This window comes from Lacrimispora xylanolytica (assembly GCF_026723765.1).
Lineage (GTDB): Bacteria > Bacillota > Clostridia > Lachnospirales > Lachnospiraceae > Lacrimispora > Lacrimispora xylanolytica.
On the sequence record NZ_CP113524.1, the window covers coordinates 4,266,533 to 4,286,650 of the forward strand.

18 protein-coding genes are annotated in these 20,118 nt (G+C 43.5%); 5 read left to right on the plus strand and 13 right to left on the minus strand.

Features of this window, described 5'->3' with window-relative positions; genetic code table 11:
* Nucleotides 1-49 precede the first annotated feature (49 nt).
* The 10 genes from OW255_RS19615 to licT all read right to left on the minus strand — a co-directional run bounded on the left by OW255_RS19615 (nucleotide 50) and on the right by licT (nucleotide 14,362).
* Nucleotides 50-1,066: an ABC transporter permease subunit gene (locus OW255_RS19615; RefSeq protein WP_024838110.1), complete on the minus strand. Its 1,017-nt coding sequence runs from the start codon at nucleotides 1,064-1,066 to the stop codon at nucleotides 50-52.
* Nucleotides 1,067-2,122 carry an ABC transporter permease gene (locus OW255_RS19620; RefSeq protein ID WP_331485703.1) on the minus strand — a complete coding sequence of 352 codons (1,056 nt, stop codon included), beginning with the start codon at nucleotides 2,120-2,122 and terminating at the stop codon, nucleotides 1,067-1,069.
* On the minus strand, nucleotides 2,115-3,635 hold the full coding sequence (locus OW255_RS19625) for a sugar ABC transporter ATP-binding protein (protein WP_268115087.1): 1,521 nt from the start codon (nucleotides 3,633-3,635) through the stop codon (nucleotides 2,115-2,117). Before OW255_RS19625 ends, OW255_RS19620 begins: the two co-directional genes overlap by 8 nt.
* Before the next feature lie 155 nt (nucleotides 3,636-3,790).
* Entirely contained in the window at nucleotides 3,791-4,876 is a 1,086-nt protein-coding gene (locus tag OW255_RS19630) for an ABC transporter substrate-binding protein (protein WP_024838107.1), read from the minus strand.
* A gap of 174 nt (nucleotides 4,877-5,050) precedes the next feature.
* Nucleotides 5,051-6,484 carry a sensor histidine kinase gene (locus tag OW255_RS19635; protein ID WP_268115088.1) on the minus strand — a complete coding sequence of 478 codons (1,434 nt, stop codon included), beginning with the start codon at nucleotides 6,482-6,484 and terminating at the stop codon, nucleotides 5,051-5,053.
* Nucleotides 6,468-8,096 carry a response regulator transcription factor gene (locus OW255_RS19640; RefSeq protein ID WP_268115089.1) on the minus strand — a complete coding sequence of 543 codons (1,629 nt, stop codon included), beginning with the start codon at nucleotides 8,094-8,096 and terminating at the stop codon, nucleotides 6,468-6,470. The genes OW255_RS19635 and OW255_RS19640 overlap by 17 nt, the downstream gene beginning before the upstream one ends.
* 117 nt (nucleotides 8,097-8,213) lie before the next feature.
* A complete protein-coding gene (locus tag OW255_RS19645; protein ID WP_268115090.1) occupies nucleotides 8,214-9,962 on the minus strand; it encodes a carboxylesterase family protein in 1,749 nt (582 codons plus the stop codon).
* Nucleotides 9,963-9,984: 22 nt separating this feature from the next.
* A complete protein-coding gene (locus tag OW255_RS19650; protein ID WP_268115091.1) occupies nucleotides 9,985-11,424 on the minus strand; it encodes a glycoside hydrolase family 1 protein in 1,440 nt (479 codons plus the stop codon).
* A gap of 18 nt (nucleotides 11,425-11,442) precedes the next feature.
* Nucleotides 11,443-13,311, minus strand: a complete 1,869-nt coding sequence (locus OW255_RS19655) for a beta-glucoside-specific PTS transporter subunit IIABC (protein ID WP_268115092.1) — start codon at nucleotides 13,309-13,311, stop codon at nucleotides 11,443-11,445.
* A gap of 211 nt (nucleotides 13,312-13,522) precedes the next feature.
* Nucleotides 13,523-14,362 carry a BglG family transcription antiterminator LicT gene (gene licT / locus OW255_RS19660; RefSeq protein ID WP_268115093.1) on the minus strand — a complete coding sequence of 280 codons (840 nt, stop codon included), beginning with the start codon at nucleotides 14,360-14,362 and terminating at the stop codon, nucleotides 13,523-13,525.
* A 336-nt stretch (nucleotides 14,363-14,698) separates the two neighbouring features.
* Between licT and OW255_RS19665 the strand changes: the two genes are divergently transcribed.
* The 3 genes from OW255_RS19665 to OW255_RS19675 all read left to right on the plus strand — a co-directional run bounded on the left by OW255_RS19665 (nucleotide 14,699) and on the right by OW255_RS19675 (nucleotide 17,236).
* Nucleotides 14,699-15,460, plus strand: a complete 762-nt coding sequence (locus tag OW255_RS19665; RefSeq protein ID WP_268115094.1) for a class I SAM-dependent methyltransferase — start codon at nucleotides 14,699-14,701, stop codon at nucleotides 15,458-15,460.
* A gap of 91 nt (nucleotides 15,461-15,551) precedes the next feature.
* Nucleotides 15,552-15,878: an ArsR/SmtB family transcription factor gene (locus OW255_RS19670; RefSeq protein ID WP_268115095.1), complete on the plus strand. Its 327-nt coding sequence runs from the start codon at nucleotides 15,552-15,554 to the stop codon at nucleotides 15,876-15,878.
* Between the two features lie 23 nt (nucleotides 15,879-15,901).
* Complete coding sequence (locus tag OW255_RS19675; RefSeq protein WP_268115096.1) at nucleotides 15,902-17,236, plus strand: MATE family efflux transporter; 1,335 nt, start codon at nucleotides 15,902-15,904, stop codon at nucleotides 17,234-17,236.
* Between the two features lie 13 nt (nucleotides 17,237-17,249).
* Here the strand turns inward: OW255_RS19675 and OW255_RS19680 are convergent, their stop codons facing one another.
* A complete protein-coding gene (locus OW255_RS19680) occupies nucleotides 17,250-17,642 on the minus strand; it encodes a VOC family protein (RefSeq protein WP_268115097.1) in 393 nt (130 codons plus the stop codon).
* A 155-nt stretch (nucleotides 17,643-17,797) separates the two neighbouring features.
* Here OW255_RS19680 and OW255_RS19685 point away from each other — a divergent pair, with 155 nt between their 5' ends.
* On the plus strand, nucleotides 17,798-18,313 hold the full coding sequence (locus OW255_RS19685) for a hypothetical protein (RefSeq protein WP_268115098.1): 516 nt from the start codon (nucleotides 17,798-17,800) through the stop codon (nucleotides 18,311-18,313).
* Between the two features lie 32 nt (nucleotides 18,314-18,345).
* Complete coding sequence (locus OW255_RS19690; RefSeq protein ID WP_268115099.1) at nucleotides 18,346-18,567, plus strand: hypothetical protein; 222 nt, start codon at nucleotides 18,346-18,348, stop codon at nucleotides 18,565-18,567.
* Nucleotides 18,568-18,689: 122 nt separating this feature from the next.
* Here OW255_RS19690 and OW255_RS19695 read toward each other — a convergent pair whose 3' ends face one another.
* Nucleotides 18,690-19,355, minus strand: a complete 666-nt coding sequence (locus tag OW255_RS19695; protein ID WP_268115100.1) for a DUF1266 domain-containing protein — start codon at nucleotides 19,353-19,355, stop codon at nucleotides 18,690-18,692.
* A 144-nt stretch (nucleotides 19,356-19,499) separates the two neighbouring features.
* Nucleotides 19,500-20,087, minus strand: a complete 588-nt coding sequence (locus tag OW255_RS19700; RefSeq protein WP_465245368.1) for a nitroreductase family protein — start codon at nucleotides 20,085-20,087, stop codon at nucleotides 19,500-19,502.
* Between the last annotated feature and the right edge of the window lie 31 nt (nucleotides 20,088-20,118).

The window sequence follows — 20,118 nt, forward strand, 5'->3', positions numbered from 1 at the left end:
CAAGCAGGCAGGAGATCTCAAGTCTCCTGCCTGCTTATCAAAAGGCCTGTTATCGTTTTTCCTTTGCCTTTGCAAAAAGGCTCTGAAGTATAATAAAGAAAGCCAAAAGGGCTGCTATGGTAATCTTGGTCCACCAGGAAGAAAGAGTTCCCTGAAAGGTGATAAAGGTCTCAATGGTTCCTTTAATCAGTACCCCGAACAAGCTTCCAAAGACATTGCCAACACCTCCGGTGAGCAGGGTGCCTCCGATAACGGCAGATGCAATGGCCTCCATCTCAAAGCCCTTTGCCTGCTCCACGAATCCGGCACACGTATTCAAGCAGAACAGGAAGCCCCCAAGGGAACATAAAAACCCATTGATGACATAAACAAAAAGCTTGGTGCGCCTTACATTAAGACCCATCATCAGGGCCGACTGCTCACTGCCACCTACCGCATAGACCGTCCGTCCAAACTTCGTATACTTTAAGAGCACGAATACAAGAACCAGGACAATCAGGGCAATGATAACACTGGGATAGATAAAGGGATAATTTACCACGCCCTTTTTATTCACCGTTCCCCCCAGGAAGGTTAAGTTAATTTTGCTTTTCGCCCATTGGAGGAATAATTCATTTTTTACACTGATCATCTCCTGGCTGATAATGGCTGTCATACCTCTGGCAAAGAACATGCCTGCCAGGGTAACGATAAAGGGCTGTAGCTTTAAATAAGCAATTAAAAATCCCTGTACCAGACCAAATACCAGGCCCATGATCAGGACGATGATGAGAGCCGGAACCGCTCCTACACCCTTAACCTCCATCATCCAGGCAAGCATCATACAGGTAAGAGCCACCACGGAACCAACGGAAATATCAATTCCTCCGGTAATCATGACCATGGTCATTCCTGCTGCTATGACAATGAGTCCTGCATTGGATATGAACAGATTTAAAAATACCTGAGGCTTTGCAAAGCCCTTACTGTTAAAGATAATAACACCGGCCAGATACATGGCAAGGAAAAGAACGATTGTAATAATCAGAAGGAATACTTTGCCGTCTATTTTACCCATTTTTTTCATTTATGCCACCTTCTTTCCCGCTGCACGTTCTGTTTGTAACCGCTTCACGATTCTCTTAAGTTCTGTTGACTGGAGGGCAACAATTACCACCACTACAGCTGCCTTGTAAACCGGAATCTGGTCAGGTGACACTCCCATGGCATATAAGGTGGTGCTTAAAGCCTGAATGGTATAGGCTCCGATGACACTTCCAAGCAGAGAGAATTTACCACCGCCCAAGCTGTTTCCTCCCAGGGCAACTGCTAAAATCGCATCCAGCTCCAGATTCAGTCCAATGTTATTGGCATCGGCCGAATAGATTCTTGATGAAGCCACAAGACCAGAAATTCCAGCACAAAGACCGCAAAATACATAGGATAAGAAAATAATCATAGGAGAATTAATTCCCATGAGCCTGGAAGCCTTGGGATTAATTCCTACCGTCTGAATATAAAGTCCAAGAGTTGTTTTCTTTAACAGCACATAGGTCAAAAGAACTACGATTAATGCCACGAACACAGGAGTGGGAATTGGAATTCCCGGAATGCTGGAACCTAACATCTTATAGGATTCCACACGTATGTAGGTAATCTGGCCTTTGGTAATCAGCTGGGCGATTCCCCGGCCCGCCGTAAACAGAATCAACGTGGCGACCATGGGCTGAATCTTCATCTTTGCCACTAAAAATCCGTTAAAGCACCCGCATAAGATACCGGCGATTACAGCTGCCAGAACACCTAAGAGATATGGATTCTGGAATGCGTTGACCGACTGCTGGCCCCCAGCCAGAATAAAGCAGCAAACCGCACCAGCCACTGACATGACTGCTCCTACAGAAATATCTGTACCGCCAGAAGCTGCGACGACCAGAGTCATACCGACAGCCAGAATGACCAGATCGCTGGCCCGGTTAATAACGTCAATGATATAGCCGTAGAGAACCCCGTTTTTAATGGTTACTTCAAAAAATCCAGGTGTCTTTATAAGATTGGACAACAATACTAATACCAGGCAAAACAGAGGAAGAAACAGCCGGGCTCCCGTCAGCTTTTTATAATATCCCATGAACTTATTCATCTGCCCCACCTCCTGCAATCGCTTTCATGATCTGGTTCTGGTCAAGCTCATGTTCCTCCAGCTCGCCTACCTTTTCCCCGTCCCGAAGCACTGCCATTCGGGTGCAGGTACGAAGCATTTCCTCTACTTCTGATGAAATGAACATGACGGATTTCCCCTCCTCCGCAAGCTTCACCACAAGTTTTTGTATCTCTGTTTTGGTTCCTACATCAATTCCTCTTGTAGGCTCATCTAAAATAAGAAAATCAGGATTGGTCAGGAGCCAGCGCCCTAAAATTACTTTCTGCTGGTTTCCTCCGCTCAGACTTTTAATGGGAGTGTCCAGACTGGCTGTTTTTATCTGGAGTATCTTTACATACTCCTCTGCCAGCTCCTCCTGCTCCTTTCTGCCAATGAGATGGAACATGCCCCTTTTTGCCTGTAGGGCAAGAATTAGATTATCCCTTACAGACAGGTCCGCAACAATTCCTTCTTCCTTCCGGTTCTCGGGCAGATAAGCCATTCCTGCCATCATGGCATCTAAGGGCTTATTCACCGTCACATGGGTTCCATTTACCTTAAGCTCTCCGCTGTCTGGCTTATCCGCCCCGTAAAGGCTTCTGGCAAGCTCAGAACGGCCGGAGCCTAGCAGCCCCGTAAGCCCTACGACTTCCCCTTTATGAATCTTAAGATCATAAGGTTTAATAGATCCCTGATGTCCAATGCCATGTGCATCAATGACGATATCCTCACGGATCTTTCCTTCCTCTTTTTCCTTCTTAATGGAGGCCAGATCATCAAAATCCTTACCCATCATCTTTGCAACCAGCTGTACCCTTGGAAGCTTTTCCGTTTCATACTCTCCCACCAGGCAGCCGTTTCTGAGCACCGTAATCCGGTCACAGACCTCATAGACCTGCTCCAGGAAATGAGTCACGAAAATGATTCCGACTCCTTCGGATTTCAGACGCTTCATCAGCTTAAACAGCTTCTCCACCTCGCTGTCGTCAAGGGAAGAGGTAGGCTCATCAAGGATTAAGACCTTCGCTGACATATCCACGGCTCTTGCAATGGCTATCATCTGCTGGAGTGCAATGGAGTAATTCTCTATGGCCTTTGTCACATCAATTTCAATCTTAAGCCCTTTTAGAAGCTCTTTTGCCTTCCGGTTCATGGTCTTCCAGTCGATCATGCCAGCCCGCCTTGGCTCTCTTCCGATAAAAAGGTTTTCCGCCACGGAAAGATTGGGGCAGAGATTCACCTCCTGATATACGGTGCTGATTCCCCGCTCCTGTGCCTCCTGGGGAGAATGATTGATGATATCACCCTTTTCTCCAAGGAGGGTAATCTCCCCGGATTCAAACTCCTCGACTCCTGTAAGAACCTTTATGAGAGTGGATTTCCCCGCTCCATTCTCTCCCATCAGTGCGTGGATTTCCCCGCTTCGAAGGGTAAAATCCACATGGGACAGAGCCTGAACCCCTGGAAACGTTTTCGTTATATTTCGCATGGCCAATACGTGTTCACCTGGCATAATCGAACCTTCCTTTCCTTTGCTGTACTGCCTTAGGAGGCAATTTTAAGGATAAAAAAAGGTGAGGAGCGGAGGACGAAAGGAAATCGTCCTCCATGACCCTACACCTGTTTATCCGGCTTTTGCCTTCGTCCGGCATCACCGGTCTTTATGGATTAATATTGTCTCTTTGGTTTTTCTGCTGCTGCGGTATCTGCTGGGAATACGCCCTCTTTTACATAAGCGATCTTATCTACAGTTTCGCCCTTTTCAAGCTTCTGGATAATTTCAGCAACTCTTGGTCCGTGAAGAGGATTACATTCTACAGAAACGTTCATATCACCTGCGATCATAGAATCAAAGGCTGCTGCAACAGCATCAAAGGAAATGATGGTGATATCACCCTTCGGTCCACAGGTCTTTCCTGCTGCCTTGATGGCATCAATGGCTCCAAAAGCCATGTTATCATTTTCAGCGATTACAACATCAATATTATTATAGGTCTTTAAGAAGGACTCCATAACCTCCTGACCCTTTGCCTGTGTGAATTCACCGGTCTGACGCTCTAACATCTTCCACTTCGGATGGTCTTTCATCTTCTCTTCCACACCATTAGTACGTCCGATCTGTGCAGAAGAACCGATGGTTCCCTGAATGGTTACGATATTAATCTCTTTGTCAGCCTTGTTGTTGGCCTTTAAATAACCGTCAAGCCAAGCCACTGCATCATAGCCTTCCTGAAGGAAGTTAGAGCCAACCCATGCGGTATATAAGGAATCATCGGATACATTGATCATACGGTCAACGATGATAACCGGAATTCCGGCATCCTTTGCTTCCTGTAATACAGTATCCCAGCCGGTCTCAGTAACCGGTGCGATTACGATATAATCGACATCCTGCTGAATAAAGTTACGAACTGCCTTTAACTGATTCTCCTGTTTCTGCTGAGCATCGTCAAAAATCAGCTTATATCCATTGGCCTCTGTAAATGTGGATTTCATGGATTCGGTATTGGCAGTTCTCCAGTCAGACTCTGCTCCTACCTGAGAGAAACCTACTACGATTTCTTTCTTTTCGCCTTCCTTTGCCTCTGCTTTGGTCTCATCCTTTGAAGCCTCTGTGGTGGCTGCCTCCGATTTGCTTTCTGTTGCTGCCGGAGCTGCGGTTGTCGCTGCGGTCTGTGTGCCGCTGCAGCCTGTGAGAATCGTAGCCGCGGTCATAACTGCTACTGTTAACACGCTTAAAAATCTTTTCTTCATATCTTACCCTCCATCTAAAATATCGTTTCTGCTACCGTTTGTATCTATCCGTATCATAGCTTTCCTACGAGTGTTTCACAATGCAAAATCTTTCGAAAAAGTTTAAGTTTCTTACGCATCTGAAATAATTCCTGCCAGGGGTTGATTTTTTTACGAAAAAAGTTGATTTTTTTACTAACATTTTAAGACTGCCGGAATTCGCAGGGTCACTGACGTCCCCACTCCATACTGGCTGTCAATGGAAAGCTCATAGGCTTCCCCGAAATTCAACCGGATACGCTCCGCTACGTTGGCAATTCCAAAGCCTTCCCGCTGGTCTACATCTTCTCCTCTTCTGCGGACCAGCTTCCGCATCTTTAAAAGCTCCTCCTGTTTCATTCCGATTCCGTTGTCCTCTACCCTTAAAAAGATATCTTGTCCTTTCAGCCAGCCGCTGATCTTAAGAGACCCCTTTTTTCTGCAATTCTTAATACCATGGTAAAGGGCATTCTCTACAATGGGCTGTAGGGTAAGCTTTAGGATGGAATAGTCCTTAATCTCTTCCTCAAAATCGATCTCATAATCCATAATATCTTCATAACGGAAATGCTGAATCTGAAGATAGCTTTTAATATGCTCTTCCTCTCCCCGTATGGTAATAAAATCCCGCCCGTTATTAAGCCCCGTCCGAAGAAAGAGGGAAAGAGCCGTAATCATCTCCACCACTTCCTCATGACGCTTCCCCTCTGCCAGCCACACGATGGTATCCAGGGTATTATAAAGAAAATGAGGGTTAATTTGAGCCTGCAAAAGCTTAAGCTCTGTCTTCCTTTTAAGCTCCTGTTCCTCCCTGATATGCGAAATGAGTTCCCCGATCCGCACCACCATCTGGTCGTATTGGTCACTTAACATCTGTATTTCCCTGATGTTGCTTTTTGGCGCACTGACATTTAAGTTTCCATTGGCCAGCTTCATGGTGTAATTGCACAGCTCTTCCATGGGCGTTGTAATCTTTTTCCCAAAGGCAGAAAAGGAGGCCATAAGACATATGACAATGTAAGCAGAAATCACGATGCAAAGGGCAATGGCCTGCTTAATCTGTTCATCTAAGGTCTGGCGCATGGACTCCAGGGTTTTCGTCTCATTATAAATATAGTTGGACATGGACTCTTTTATGAGATCGGTGATCACATAAATGTCCTTTTCCAGCCGTTCCATGTTCTGGTCATAATCGCCGAAAATACTGCTGGCCTTAATATCATCAATTCTCTTTTCTAAAATTCCTATGAGCTGAAGCAGACCGTCCAGCCCCTTTTTACTGGTCTCCTGAGGTGTGGACTCCTTAAGCTCTTCAAATATCTTTCTGGAATTTTCAAGGTCCTCATAAGGGTCCAAGGTCTGAAAGGTATCTGCTCCGATTACGATCCGGTACATCTTATAATCAATGTTTGATTTAAAGTCAAAGTTAAACTCCGTTGCCATGGTCAAATTCCTTATGCTCTGCCGATACTGGCTGTTTTGCCAGGCCATCATAGAAAGAAGTACCCCAATCATTAGGATGACCGGAAGAAACACCACTATCTGCATCATATTGATCTGTGATTTAATGGAATCATGCCTGCGCTTCATACTCTCCTCCTGACCGGAAAGCCTTAGGCGTGATTCCATGTATCTTTTTAAACAGATAGCTGAAATAATGAGGGTCCTTATATCCCACCTGATAACCGATTTCAGAGGTCCGAAGGTCCGTCTTTAACAAAAGCTCCCTGGCTGCCTCCATACGGACCTTTGTTAAATATTCCACAAACGTAATTCCGATTTCCTGACTGAATATGGTACTGAAATGATTCGGGCTGATATTCACACAAGAAGCGACCACATTTAAGGATATATTCTCATCCCGGTAATGACCTAGGATATACTCTTTGGCCTTATCAAGAACCTGGCGGTACTTCTTTTGGGAACAGTCCGCCCGAAATGCGATTGCCTTTTTTAAGATATCTCTGGCATACCGGGCCGCTGCCTCCTCCGAACCGGTACAAGGCTGCATGGTCTTTGCATCTCCAAGCTCCCTTGCCACCTGCTCCTGATCCATGCCAAGCTGTAAGAGGAACTCATTGACCGCCAGGTAAATGTCCATTAATATGTACTGTCTGAATATAAGGGATTCAAAATTGCTGCCACACGCCTGTAAGTATTCCTCAACAAAATACCTCACTTCAGAAACAGAACCATTGCGCAGGAAATTCGGAACAATATCCCTGCTTAATTTCGTCAGATCCATTCCTTCCAGACTGATGCTTCCAGAGTCTTCGTGTACCTTAAGTGCCTCTTCAGCCCTTAATATCTGGTTGTATTCCAGCATGTAACGGCCTGCATAAGCCTTACTTGCCGCCTTAAAGGAAGCTCTGATCTCACTGAGCCTGCAGACTGGAATCCCAACGCCTCCAAAGTATTCCATACCCTGACAGGATTTCACAAGAGACACCAGGCATTTTGTATAGGACTGAATCTTATGTTCCAATTCTTCCGGGTCATTGCCCATAATCAAAAAAGCATATCCTTCGCTGAGCCGGTTAAACGAGACAATATCCTTCGCCCCATCAAACTCTCTCTTAAGCTTTTCATCAAAGATAACTCCCATATCCGAATACTGCTCCAGATTATCCGACACCCGGATCTGAAACAGTATGAGGTTGTACATGGGAGCACTTAAATGCAGATTGTGCTCCTGCCCCTTTAAAAGCATTTCAGAAAGGCTGAGCTTTCCTGATACAATGGCATCAAAAAGCCTGTCCCTCTCCATCCGCTTTCTTTCCTCCTGCTGTTCGCAAAAGGCCAGTTTATACCCCATCTCACTTTTTTTCTGCATAATGGCTTCGCTCATCCGCTCCAGAGCCTCTAAGAGCTGGCTGCTGCTTACCGGCTTTAACAGATAATCCGCTGCTCCTATTTTTATGGCCCGTTTTGCATACTCAAAATCATCATACCCGCTGAAAAACATAATGTGCAGATCCGGAAGCTCCTTTTTTACAAGCTCAGCAAGCTCCAGTCCATCCATGAAGGGCATTCGGATGTCTGTAAGAAGGATATCCGGCTTTGTTTTCAGTATCAGTGGATAGGCCAGTTCTCCATCCGGCGCTTCCCCTGAAAATTCAAATCCGTATTTCTCCCACGCAATCCCGTTTTTAATCCCTTCCCGGACAATCTTTTCATCCTCTGCCAGAAAAATTTTAACCATACCGTACCCCCTCCGTTTACGTACCTTTATGATTTCATTTATCTACCACTCCTTTATACTACCACAAAAAAAGAGCGTCTGAAACTCCCAGATAAAAAGAGTTTCAGACGCTAGGTCTTACTTGTTATTTACATCTGCCCAAAGGCTTTCGTTCTTATATTTCTCATCCAGAGCAGAACTAAACCAGCGGCCGTCTAACACATGTTTCACCATCTTATCCTTAATTTCCCGGGATACACTGGCATCGGCCTCCATTGCCTTTAGAATGTCCTCATAGGTGGTGCTCACATCCTTTTGTGCAATGACCGCGTTTGTCTCATCGCCATCAAACACCATGGTTACCTTATTATCCGGTGCCCATTTACTCCAGGAAGTCATTCCCTGCCCATTTGGATCACCGGAAGAAAGGAAATTAGCCAGATACTGATTGTATTCTTTTGCCATGGCAACATACCCCGGCTTCTCAAAGGCTCCCTTGAAAATCTCTGTATAATTGTTCTTAGAGGAAAGCATAGGAACAAAGATTCCATGGAATGCCCCGTAATCACCCAGATCCTTCACCGCTGATGCTGTACTGCCATAGTCCACCTGACAAATATAAATATCAGACTTATAATGATCATACATGGTCTCGGCACTTTCCTGTGCATTAAAAATCCGGTACATATCACTTCCGTACCTGCTGGCAAATGCTTTGGCATTCTTTAGCTCATCTTCTGAGTATCCCTTCATGTCATCACTGCTAAAGTAAGGGTCATTGAGACAGAATAAAGAAAACTCCGAGCTTCCCGTAAGCATCATCAAAGGAACGCTGTTATAAGTCTGAGTCTGAAAGCCTTCTTTTGGAATTACGGTTCCATCCTCGTAAAGATGAGGGAACACACTCATACGGATCATGGCATTGCCCATAAGAGGCGCCAGACGCTCCGGAGAAATGGAATACAGATATTCCTTTACGTCATCCCCATCGGTCATCAGCCACTTAGCGGCCTCATTTTCATCCGACGCTTTTTTATCCTCTACAGCCAGAGGAGCCAATGCCTTTGCAATCTTTTTGGCGCTTAACGCTTCCTCTGCAGTGGTCATACCGCCGCTGAATGCAATTGCCTTCTGGAACTTCCCTTCAAATACCGGACTGATCAACATTGCCATCACATCACGGCCTCCGGCAGAAAATCCAGATATGGTAATATTATCCGGATCACCACCGAATTCCTCTATGTTCTCCTTCACCCAGTCAAGGGATTTTGCAATGTCTAACATTCCGAAGTTGCCTGTTCCTCCCTCCTTTGTAAGGGCCGGCAGACAGTTAAAACCCAAAAGTCCCAATCGGTAATCCACAGAAACATAAACACAATTCGCATTTTTAACCAGCTCAGTACCTGGAATTTCACCTGCGTTTCCTGTCTGATTATTGCCTCCGTGAATGAATACCATGACCGGAAGCTTTTCACTTCCTTCTTTCGCATAAACAGTAAGGCGCAGGCTGTCTTCACTGCCTGTTACCTCTTTCCCCGCCAACTGGAGAGCCGGCTTTGACGGCTCTGTGCACTCCAGTGGCTCCTTCCAGGCATCAGGCGCTGCAGGCGCTTTAAAACGAAGTTCTCCTGACGGTTCCTTTCCATAAGGAATTCCGTACCAGGTTAAGATCTCCCCTTCTTTAACCCCTTTCACCGGACCATATGTTGTCGAAATTATGGTCTCGTCAGAACTAATATCCTGTTTCGTCGTTTCTTCTTTTGTACTTGTAGATTCAGATGCCGATGTGATGGCAGGAGCCGTTTCCTTTTTCCCGGCTCCCCCACATCCTGCTGCCATCACTGCTGTAAAAAGAACCATTCCTGCAATCAGAAATTGTTTTTTCATATTTAAGAACTCCCCAAAATTCTTAATCTAATGCCGCTCCGTTGGTTTCAATCACTTTCTGATACCAGTCAAATGATTTTTTCTTTCTTCTGGATAAATCACCGCTTCCGTCATCGTATTTTTCCACGTAGATGAAGCCGTAACGCTTTGCCATCTCTCCGGTAGATGCACTGACCAAATCAATACAGCCCCAGGGAGTATATCCCATCAGCTCAACGCCGTCTTCGATCGCCTCACCCATCTGAACGATATGCTTTCTTAAATAGTCGATGCGGTAATCATCATGAATGGTACCGTCTTCTTCTATGGTGTCATAAGCTCCCAGTCCATTTTCCACCACCATAAGGGGAATCCGGTAACGTCCGTAAAGCTCATTTAAGGTATAGCGCAGACCCTTAGGATCAATCTGCCAGCCCCAATCACTGGCTTCAAGATAAGGATTCTTTGCTCCTCCCATAATATTTCCGGAAGAAATTGAGGCATCCGCTTTAGCAGTCGCACAGTTTGACATATAGTAGCTGAAGGTATAGAAATCTACACAGCCCTCCTTTAAAATCGCCTCATCTCCCGGCTCCATCTTAATCTCAAGGTTATTCTCCTTAAAGTAACGCTTCATAAAATGAGGATACTCTCCCCGCACATGAACATCTCCACAGAGCAGATTTGAAATCTGATTCTGTTGCTGTGCCTTAAGGACATCATCTGGATTACAGGTCAGAGGATAAGTGGTCATATGGGCAATCATACAGCCAATCTTGCACTGTGGATCAATCTCATGGCCTGCTTTCACAGCCAAAGCACTTGCAACAAACTGATGATGAAGCCCCTGAAAACGAAGAATTGGAACATCCACCTGATTGTTAAAGTCCGTAGTCCCTTCATTTAAAATACCAAGGGAAAGGAAGTTGCCCATAGGCATGGTTCCTGCATTAATTTCATTAAAGGTCAGCCAGTACTTTACCTTTCCTTTATAACGGTTAAATAAAGTCTTTGCATACTTCACATAGAAATCAATACACTCTCTGGAAGACCAGCCGTTATACTTCTCTGTAAGGGCAAAAGGCATCTCGTAATGAGAAATGGTAACAAGGGGCTCAATGTTATATTTTAAGCACTCATTAATCACCTTATCATAGAATTCAAGCCCTGCCTCATTTGGCTCCGCTTCCATTCCCGTTGGAAAGATCCTGGCCCATGCAATGGAAAAACGGAACACCTTAAAACCCATTTCCGCAAACAAGGCAATATCTTCCTTGTAGCGGTGATAAAAATCAATGGCTTCCCGGCTTGGATAAAAGGTATCAGGCTCCATGGTTCTTGTAATTCGTTTGGATTTTGTATGGGAACCTCCGGTACAGACATCAGAGGTGGATACTCCCTTTCCATCGACATTCCAGGCACCTTCACACTGATTGGCAGCGACCGCACCTCCCCATAAAAAGTTTTCAGTAAATACAGACATATAGCACCTCTTTCAAAATCAGACAATCGTTAACAGGGTATCTCCAGCCTTTACCTTCTTATCTTCTGTGGCTTTCAGGCTTATAAACTGATTCATGTTAGATACAAGAACGGGAGTTGTTAAAGGAAATCCAGCTTCTTTGATTTTCTCCATATCAAACTCAAGTAAAAGAGCTCCTTGCTTTACTTTATCCCCTACCTTGCAGTGGAGAACAAAGCCTTCTCCCCCTAACTGTACGGTATCAAGTCCTACGTGGATTAAAATCTCCGCTCCGTCTTCACTAGTCATCCCAACGGCATGTTTTGTTTCTGTGATAGCACTAATGGTTCCATCAGCAGGGGCAAATACCTTTCCTTCTTCCGGAATCAAACCCACTCCCTCTCCAAGAATTCCGCCGGAGAACACTGCATCCTCAACCTGAGACAGAGGAATTACAGTACCTGTCACCGGGCTTGTTAACTGAATGGTTTCTACCAGTGGTTTTTTCTCTTCTGCTGGCTCTTTTACTGTTTCTGTCTCCTCTTCCTTTATCTCCGGTTTGTAGAGAATCATTGTCATGACAAAGGTTACGATAAGAGATATGGCTAAGGTAATAACACCATTGATCATATTTCCAAAGCTGTCTCCGCCAATCATCTGGATTAAAGATAAGGAAGATGGAGATCCACCCATGGAATAAGCCACCAGGTGAGTAATACCTGCATAAAGTCCTGCGGCTCCTGCACCAATGACTGCAGCCATCATTGGAGTTTTATATTTCAGGGTTACACCATACATCGCTGGCTCTGTAACACCTGCTACAATGGCGGAAATACCTGCGGCTGATGCGGTTGATCTAGTATCTTTATCTTTATTTTTCACTGCAACTGCTAAAGAAGCGGCACCCTGTGCCAAGTTAGAGCAGAACATGGTAATAATTAAAACTGCATCAAATCCCAGAGTTGCCAGACCGATGGTTGCAATTGGAAGCAATGCATAGTGCATGCCTGTCATAACGATAAATGGCATTGCGGCGGAAAGAAGCATAATAGCCAGCCAGCCTGCGCTGCTATATAAAAGGTTAATTCCAGATGCCAGATAATTACCTGCAATACTTCCAATCGGTCCTACTACTACAAGTGCGATTGGAATTGTAACAAATATTACAATCAGTGGTTTTAAAAATACTTTTACAAGACTTGGGCAGATCTTATCTGCAAATCGCTCCACGTATCCCATAATCGGCACCATGAGAAGTACTGGGAGTACGGATGAAGCATAGTTAGCTGAGGTTACAGGAAGCCCAAAGTAGGTGGTGCTGCCTTCTGCCAGAAGTGCTCCTAACTTCGGGTGGAGCAGGAACGCAGCCATAACCATGGCAAGGTAAATATTGGAGCCAAGACGTTTTGCTGTTGTCATAGCAAGAAGTATCGGCATGAAGTAGAAGAATGCATCGCCTGCCGCTTCTAAGGCAATATAAGTACTTCCAGTTGGATCTACAAGGTGGAATGTGGTCAAAAGAGTTAATACCACCTTAATCATACCACAGCCAAGCATGGCAGGAAGAAGAGGTGTCATACAACCAGCAATAAAACCGGAAAGACGGAAGAATAAATTCTCCTTTGGTCCATCGTTCTTAGAACCTGTGGTCTCTTCAAATTTACCAAGCTTTAAAAGCTCGTTATAGACATTGGAAACCTCATTTCCAATGACTACCTGGTACTGACCGCCCTGGCGGATTACCCTGATAACTCCAGGTATTTTTTCAATTTCTGCATCCTTAGGCACATTAAAGTCCTTTAAAACAAATCTCAAACGTGTCATGCAGTGAGTCAGTCCTATCACATTTTTATCTCCGCCTACTTTATCCAGAATGGACCTAGCGGTATTCTCATGATTAAATGCCATAATTATTTCCCCCTTCTTTTCAGGTAAATTTATTGTTATATATCTGTAAAAGCATCTGCCTTTATAAGGCTGCCTTTGCATTCAGTGAAAAAACAGAAAATAGAAAAAGGACCCTGCAACAAGCAGCCTGCAAATGTTCTTGCAGCCCACTATATGTGCAGGGTCCTGCCCAGACATAGATCCCGTCCGGTAACAATCCCAACTCTCAGTTTTACTTTAAATCTCTTGTAACTTTTTCTATATGAATCATCAGATACATCATCTCTTCCCGGTCCATCTCATAATAATACCGGTCATGAACGTAATCAGCTATTTTTACAATGCAGTTATAGGAATTGCGGTACTTTTCCTTTAAAACATGAAACCAATCCTCATCAGTAATCTCATACTGCTTATTCTGCAGCATGCGTTGAGCGAAAAATCGAATGTGTGTTACAAATCGTCTGTAATCCCAGGATTCCGCATTAAGCTTTACCTGATAAGATGCCTCCACAATATCAACGATATCACGGATAATCTGGGTAATCAGTTCAAAATTCTCAGGCTCTTTTTTCTTTAACTGGCCGTAGACGAAATGAAATGCCAGGAACATGGCCTCATCCTCTTCCATCTTCACATTCAGTCTTTTTTGAATGAGATCCAGAGCATACTGTCCAACCTTGAACTCATTGGGATAAAACCGCTTTCCCTCCCAAACCATGGCATTGCGAAGAATCACTCCATCCCGGTAACGGTCAACCGCTCCTGCAATGTGGTCACAAACCGTAAGGATGGTCCGCTCGTTAAGCTGTATGCCAAATTCGCTTTTCGCATAATCAACGGTCTGCTCGCTGATCTCCCAATATTCCTGGGGAAGCTTTGCAAAGTATTCTTCAAAGTGTCTGGCATCCTTTTTATCATTCTGTACGAATACCCGTTCCACCAGTTTGCGATCAATCTCATCGCCTTTTTTTCTTCCGAAACCGATGGATTTCCCTTTTAGAATAACTTCTTTTCCCTCCGTATTATAAGCTAATACCATGTTATTATTCAGTACTTTCTCAATCTTCATATTCCCCTTCAAATAGAACAAAAAAAAGACAAGCACAGAGGACCACAGTATAACACTGATACGTGATTACAACCCCTGTAGACCTTGCCTGCATGACCAGTCACAAACTACACATCTATTTTCTAAACGTAGTATAGCACGGATAGAAAAGGAAATCTATCTGCAAAACGTTCAATTTATCCTATGCTTTTTGTTAAATGTGCACAAAAAAGTTTGGAATATTTCTTTCCGTACTATCATCAAAATCATATCATAATGGAAATTATAAGTCTACCATTTTTTACTAAATTCTGTATACTGAATATGCCGGCAATTAAAATACGAAAGGAATGTAATATGAAACCAAAACAATCGGATTGGTACAAACAGATATGGAGCCTTGATATTAAACATCACTCTTGGGTAGAGGATACGGAAAGACAGGTAAATTTTATCATTGAAACGCTGAACTTAAAAGGAAATGAGCGAATCTTAGATCTGGCCTGCGGATACGGCAGGCACTCCTTATCATTTGCCAGGAAAGGCTTTGAAGTGGTGGGCATTGATATTACAAGAGATTATATTGAAGATGCCATAAAAACAGCAAGGGATTACTCCCTGCCTGCCACCTTCCTTTTATCCGATATCCGTGAGGTTACCTTTTCACAGGATTTTGATGTAGTACTGAATCTGGCGGACGGAGCCATTGGATATTTGGAAAATGACATGGAAAATCTGAAGATTTTTGACGTCATCTCAAACGCTTTGAAACCGGGTGGTGTACACGTTATGGATATCTGCCGGGCGGAACACGCAGAGCTTTATTTCCCAAAATATAACTGGGAAGCAGGAAGCAGCACCCTGTCCCTCTCTCAATTTGAGTGGATTCCAGATAAAAGAATCATGCTCTATGGTGGGTATAGTCTCCCCTACGGAGAACCAACCGTAAAGCCTGACATTATTTATGGAGACCCCATTCGCCTTTATTCAATGAAAGAGATTAAATCCATCTTGAGGACCAGAAATATGAAAGTGCAAAAAACTTATTCAGACTTTTTGGGAGCACCTGCTTCTCCAAAAAGCCTACAGCTTATGGTATTTTCAAAAAAACTTTCTTGACAAACCAGGGCGGCAGGATTAATCTAATTAAGTAAAAGCTTAATCAAATACAACGAATAAAACTGTCATAGAGAAAAAGAAAGGAATCACCATGGATCCTATCGCCATTGTTCACATTATTACAGATCCTACCAGATATAAGATTCTGAAGCTATTAATGGAACGTCACTACTGTGTCAGAGCTGTGTCAAAAAAGCTAGGAATTAGTGAACCCGCTGTATCCCAGCAAATGAACCTATTAAAAAAAGCCGGTGTGATAACCGGGTCCAAAATGGGATACCATATGCATTATCTGGTCAATACTGATTTGGTAACTGATACGATCCGCCAATTTACCGAAACATTTTCGACGCAGCAAGAGAATGGTAAAGAAGCATTAGAATGCAGCTGTGAATATGAATGCGGAAAAAAGCAATGAAATCTATGACTTAGGAGCAAGAGATGGACAAAGAATACTTAATTAACGATAAACCCGCCAAAGCCCTGGCTGTCTTTACTGTGCCGATGATTATCGGCAACCTGTTCCAACAGTTTTATACCATGGCAGATTCGGTGATTGTAGGCCGTTTCGTCAGCGAGGATGCCCTGGCCGCCATAGGTGCTTCCTATTCCTTTACCAATGTATTTATCTGTATTGCCATTGGAGGAGGCGTTGGCGCTTCGGTCATCACCGGACACTATCTGGGTGCCAGGAATTATAAGAAAATGATACAGTCAGCCACAACGGCTCTCATCTCATTTTTAATTCTCAGCATCCTATTGGCTGCCATTGGACTTATGTTTGGCAGGAACTTCATGACCTATCTAAACACCCCGGAGAATATTTTAGATATGGCTACGGATTACCTTCATATTTATTTCTGGGGTCTGCCCTTTTTATTTATGTATAACGTGATTTCCGCCATATTTAACGCAGTGGGAAAATCAAGAATTCCTTTGTATCTCCTGATTTTTTCCTCCCTGCTCAACATCCTTTTGGCTGTATTTATGGTCTATAATCTGGGACTTGGGGTACGGGGTGCCGCCTGGGCCACCTTTATTGCACAGGGCGTCTCTGTTTTGCTTTCCGTTCTTCTTTTAATCCGGGAATTTAAAAAATATGTCTCTTACCTTCAGACTCCATTTGATTCTTCTTCTCTGTCGGAAATGTCAAAGGTGGCCCTGCCCTCTATCTTACAGCAGTCCACCGTGGCGATTGGAATGCTACTAGTCCAGTCCGTTGTTAACAGCTTTGGTAGTGAGGTATTGGCAGGCTTTTCTTCTGCCATGCGTGTAGAAAGTATTTGTGTGGTGCCTATGGCTGCCATTGGAAACGCCATGTCTTCCTATACCGCACAAAACCTGGGAGCAGGAAAGGCGGAACGGGTTCGAAAGGGCTATCATGCCGCCAATCAATTTATATTCCTGTTTGCTGTATTTACCTGTGTGATGTTAGAGCTGTTTCATACTCCCATCGTCAGGCTGTTTCTGGGAGGAGGCGGAACCCAGCTTGCATATGAGACCGGAACCGGCTATTTAAGATTTATGGGCTTCTTCTTTGTTCTCATTGGCCTTAAGATGAGTACAGACGGCCTGCTTCGGGGGGCCGCCGATATGAAGATGTTCACCATTGCAAACTTCGCAAATCTCACCATCCGGGTGGTTATGGCAGTCACTCTTGCCCCACGGTTCGGCATTGCCATGGTATGGTATGCGGTTCCCATTGGCTGGCTTACAAACTATATTATCTCTTATCTCCAGTACCGTACGGGGAAATGGAAAGCAGCCTTAGATTAGAGGCTGCTTTTTTTCATACGCTTAAATACCAGTATACTCCGTATTCATCCACTACCTCTGCGCAGCAGGTGCTCCACGGAAGTGATCCCAGGGGCAAAAGTATGGTCCCTTTCTCACTTAATTTATGAAAGGCTCTTTTTACTTCCTCATCATGTTCAAAGCTTAAACCAAAACACATGGTAGGACGGGCTTCCTTTTGGTTGGAGGAAAGCATCATGTTTACCATTGTATCATTTGTGGATTCGCTGATGGCAAATACTTCTTTCCCGTCTTTCTTAAGCTCTGCATGCATATAAGTTCCATCTGGATACACTTCATGATATCCCAGCGTAAGACCAAATGCTTCCCTGTAGCATTCCACAGCTTCCACTGTATTCTTAATGTATAACGTAGCTCCTAATTTCACATAGCACCCCTTTTCTAAGAATCATCTTCGCATTTCTTACATTATAACATTTAATTCTATAATTATTAAATGAAGTTCATAATCAAAAATAATTATAGAAATCATTACCATTTTATTGTATAATAATTTCATCAAATAAAAGGAGTTGATATAATATGATGTGGATTATTGTAATTTTTGCCGCAGTAATAGCCTATTGCGTGTTTTATAACATTCGTTTAAAACAATACAATCAAAGCGGGCTCCGGGCAGAAGAAGATAATGATTTAAAAAGTCAACTAAAGAATCTTCTGCATTGGGCAGGAGTTGATTTAACGAACAAAGTATTCGTCAACGGACACTTTATAGAACAATCTTCCCTGGTACTGACTAAAACCACTTATTATTCCTACCTATTACTGTTTGACAAAGAGAGTGGCCCCATCGAAGTATACAGCTACTTGCCAGACGACAAAAAAATCGAACTGGTGGGAAGCTATTTCGTGGATCAGATCACCCCTAAGCCATATTCGACCGTTGGTACCAACTATCTCTTTCACGACAAAGAGGGAAAGCACCTGTTTACCGTTCAGACTCTGGCCGAAGATTTGCCAGGAAGCAGTGAATATCAGATCAGCTATGGACAAAAGGAAGAGTATCAGGCTTTGCGTAACCGCTTTCATTTAACATAGTAAAGATTCATCCATGAGAAAGGAGAAACGTTATGACACCTCAATTGATTACATACCTTATCTTTTTTATATCCCTAGGATACATCGGTTTTAATTTGTTTTCTTATTATAAGAATAAAAACAACGGATATGGCTTTCATTTTAAGCCCCTCTATCTGATTGCTGCAGGAATTTTATTGCTGATATCCATTTATGCAATTGCTACCGGACAGACCTATGATAACCTGGTAGATAAAATAAATGGAAGCTTTTAAATCATTACATCAGCCTTATATAAAGTAATATAAAAGATACCCCTCGATTGGTTTCTTAGAATCCAGTCAAGGGGTATCTTTATTATGTTAACGTTTGCTTTATGTAAACCAAATAAATAATTTTACTTCAGTTCACCAATGGGATATTCTTTCCATACAGAAGCCTCTTTTCCATTCAACATATCTGAAATCGGGTAAAGTACGTCTCCCGGGTCAGCTCCATAGCAGATGCTACGTCCCATTAAGAAGGAAGCAGCATAATCCTGCCAGCTATGAAAACCAGCGCTTACAACTGCCGGTGCAATCCTGTTCTTTAATATGTTCCAGGCCTCATCCTGTGAAATATATCCTACGTGATAAGCACCTCTTGTAAGGAACGCAGCCCGTTCAAAATCCCATGCTGAGATGCTTCTGCATTCATCAAGGTACTTTTTATCAAATTTGTAGTCCTCTGCATATTCGTATAGTTCTTTAATGGCCATGGTAGCTTTGCCGCTAAGAGCTCCGGTATCTCCATTTTTATACTGCTCAAATTTATATCCAAACTCACCGCGGTGGCCTTCGGCTAAAAGCCACTCCAGAGTATCCGCAAATGACTTGGAGTCGGATATCTCCCAGGCATCAGCCAAAAGGTTCTTAAAATCATTTACATTAATACGCATTTCCAGTACATAGCCTGTAATATCGTTCATATCCACCAGAATATTTCCCAGGCCTAAATATACCTGATTGTCTTTTGAAACCTTGTTTTCTTCTATGAATTTCAGTCGTTTTCTTTTACCAAACATATATTATCCTCCTTGCATAATAGTGGTGTCGTTACGCTGCTTCAGATACATCTTATGTTATTATTCTTCTGACACATATATTATACCAAAAATGGAAAAAGGAGGAAAGTTACAAAAATCTTAAGCTAATATAAACATGAGGCATTATACACGCCACTCTACAACCTCATTCATGCTTTTTCTAGGCCTTGCGCCCGGTGCCTCTTGTGCATATCCGATTGATACAGCCGCAAATAGTTCACCGCCTGTATTTAAGTAGTTTTGCAGCTCATCATAAGCAAAATAAGTATCACAGATCCATAAGCTTCCCAGTCCAAGCTCAGTGGCTGTCAGTATCATATTTTCAATCGCCGCACCAATAGACTGAGCGTTACAGATCTCACTGATATGCTCTTCCTCGGTCAATGATGAGTGTACGTCAATGCCCACAGGATTGATGATAAAGATTGTTACTGGGGCTTGTTCCATAATCTTAAGGGTATGGGCTGCTCCAGAAATATAATGAGAGACATTCGGTAAAAGGGGACGTTCCTTTTCTCTCTCTAACCCATTTCTCATGACCGTCACCATGTCTGCCTTAGCATTTCCGGAAACGACCACAAATTTCCAGGGCTGACCATTTTTAGAGGAGGGGGCAAGTATACCGGACTGTATGATCTCTTCTATCATGTGCTTTGGCACCTCATCATCTTTGAATTTCCGTATGCTGCGTCTGTTTTTAATGGCTTCCAGCATGATTTTTCTATCCTTTCTCTTTCTTATA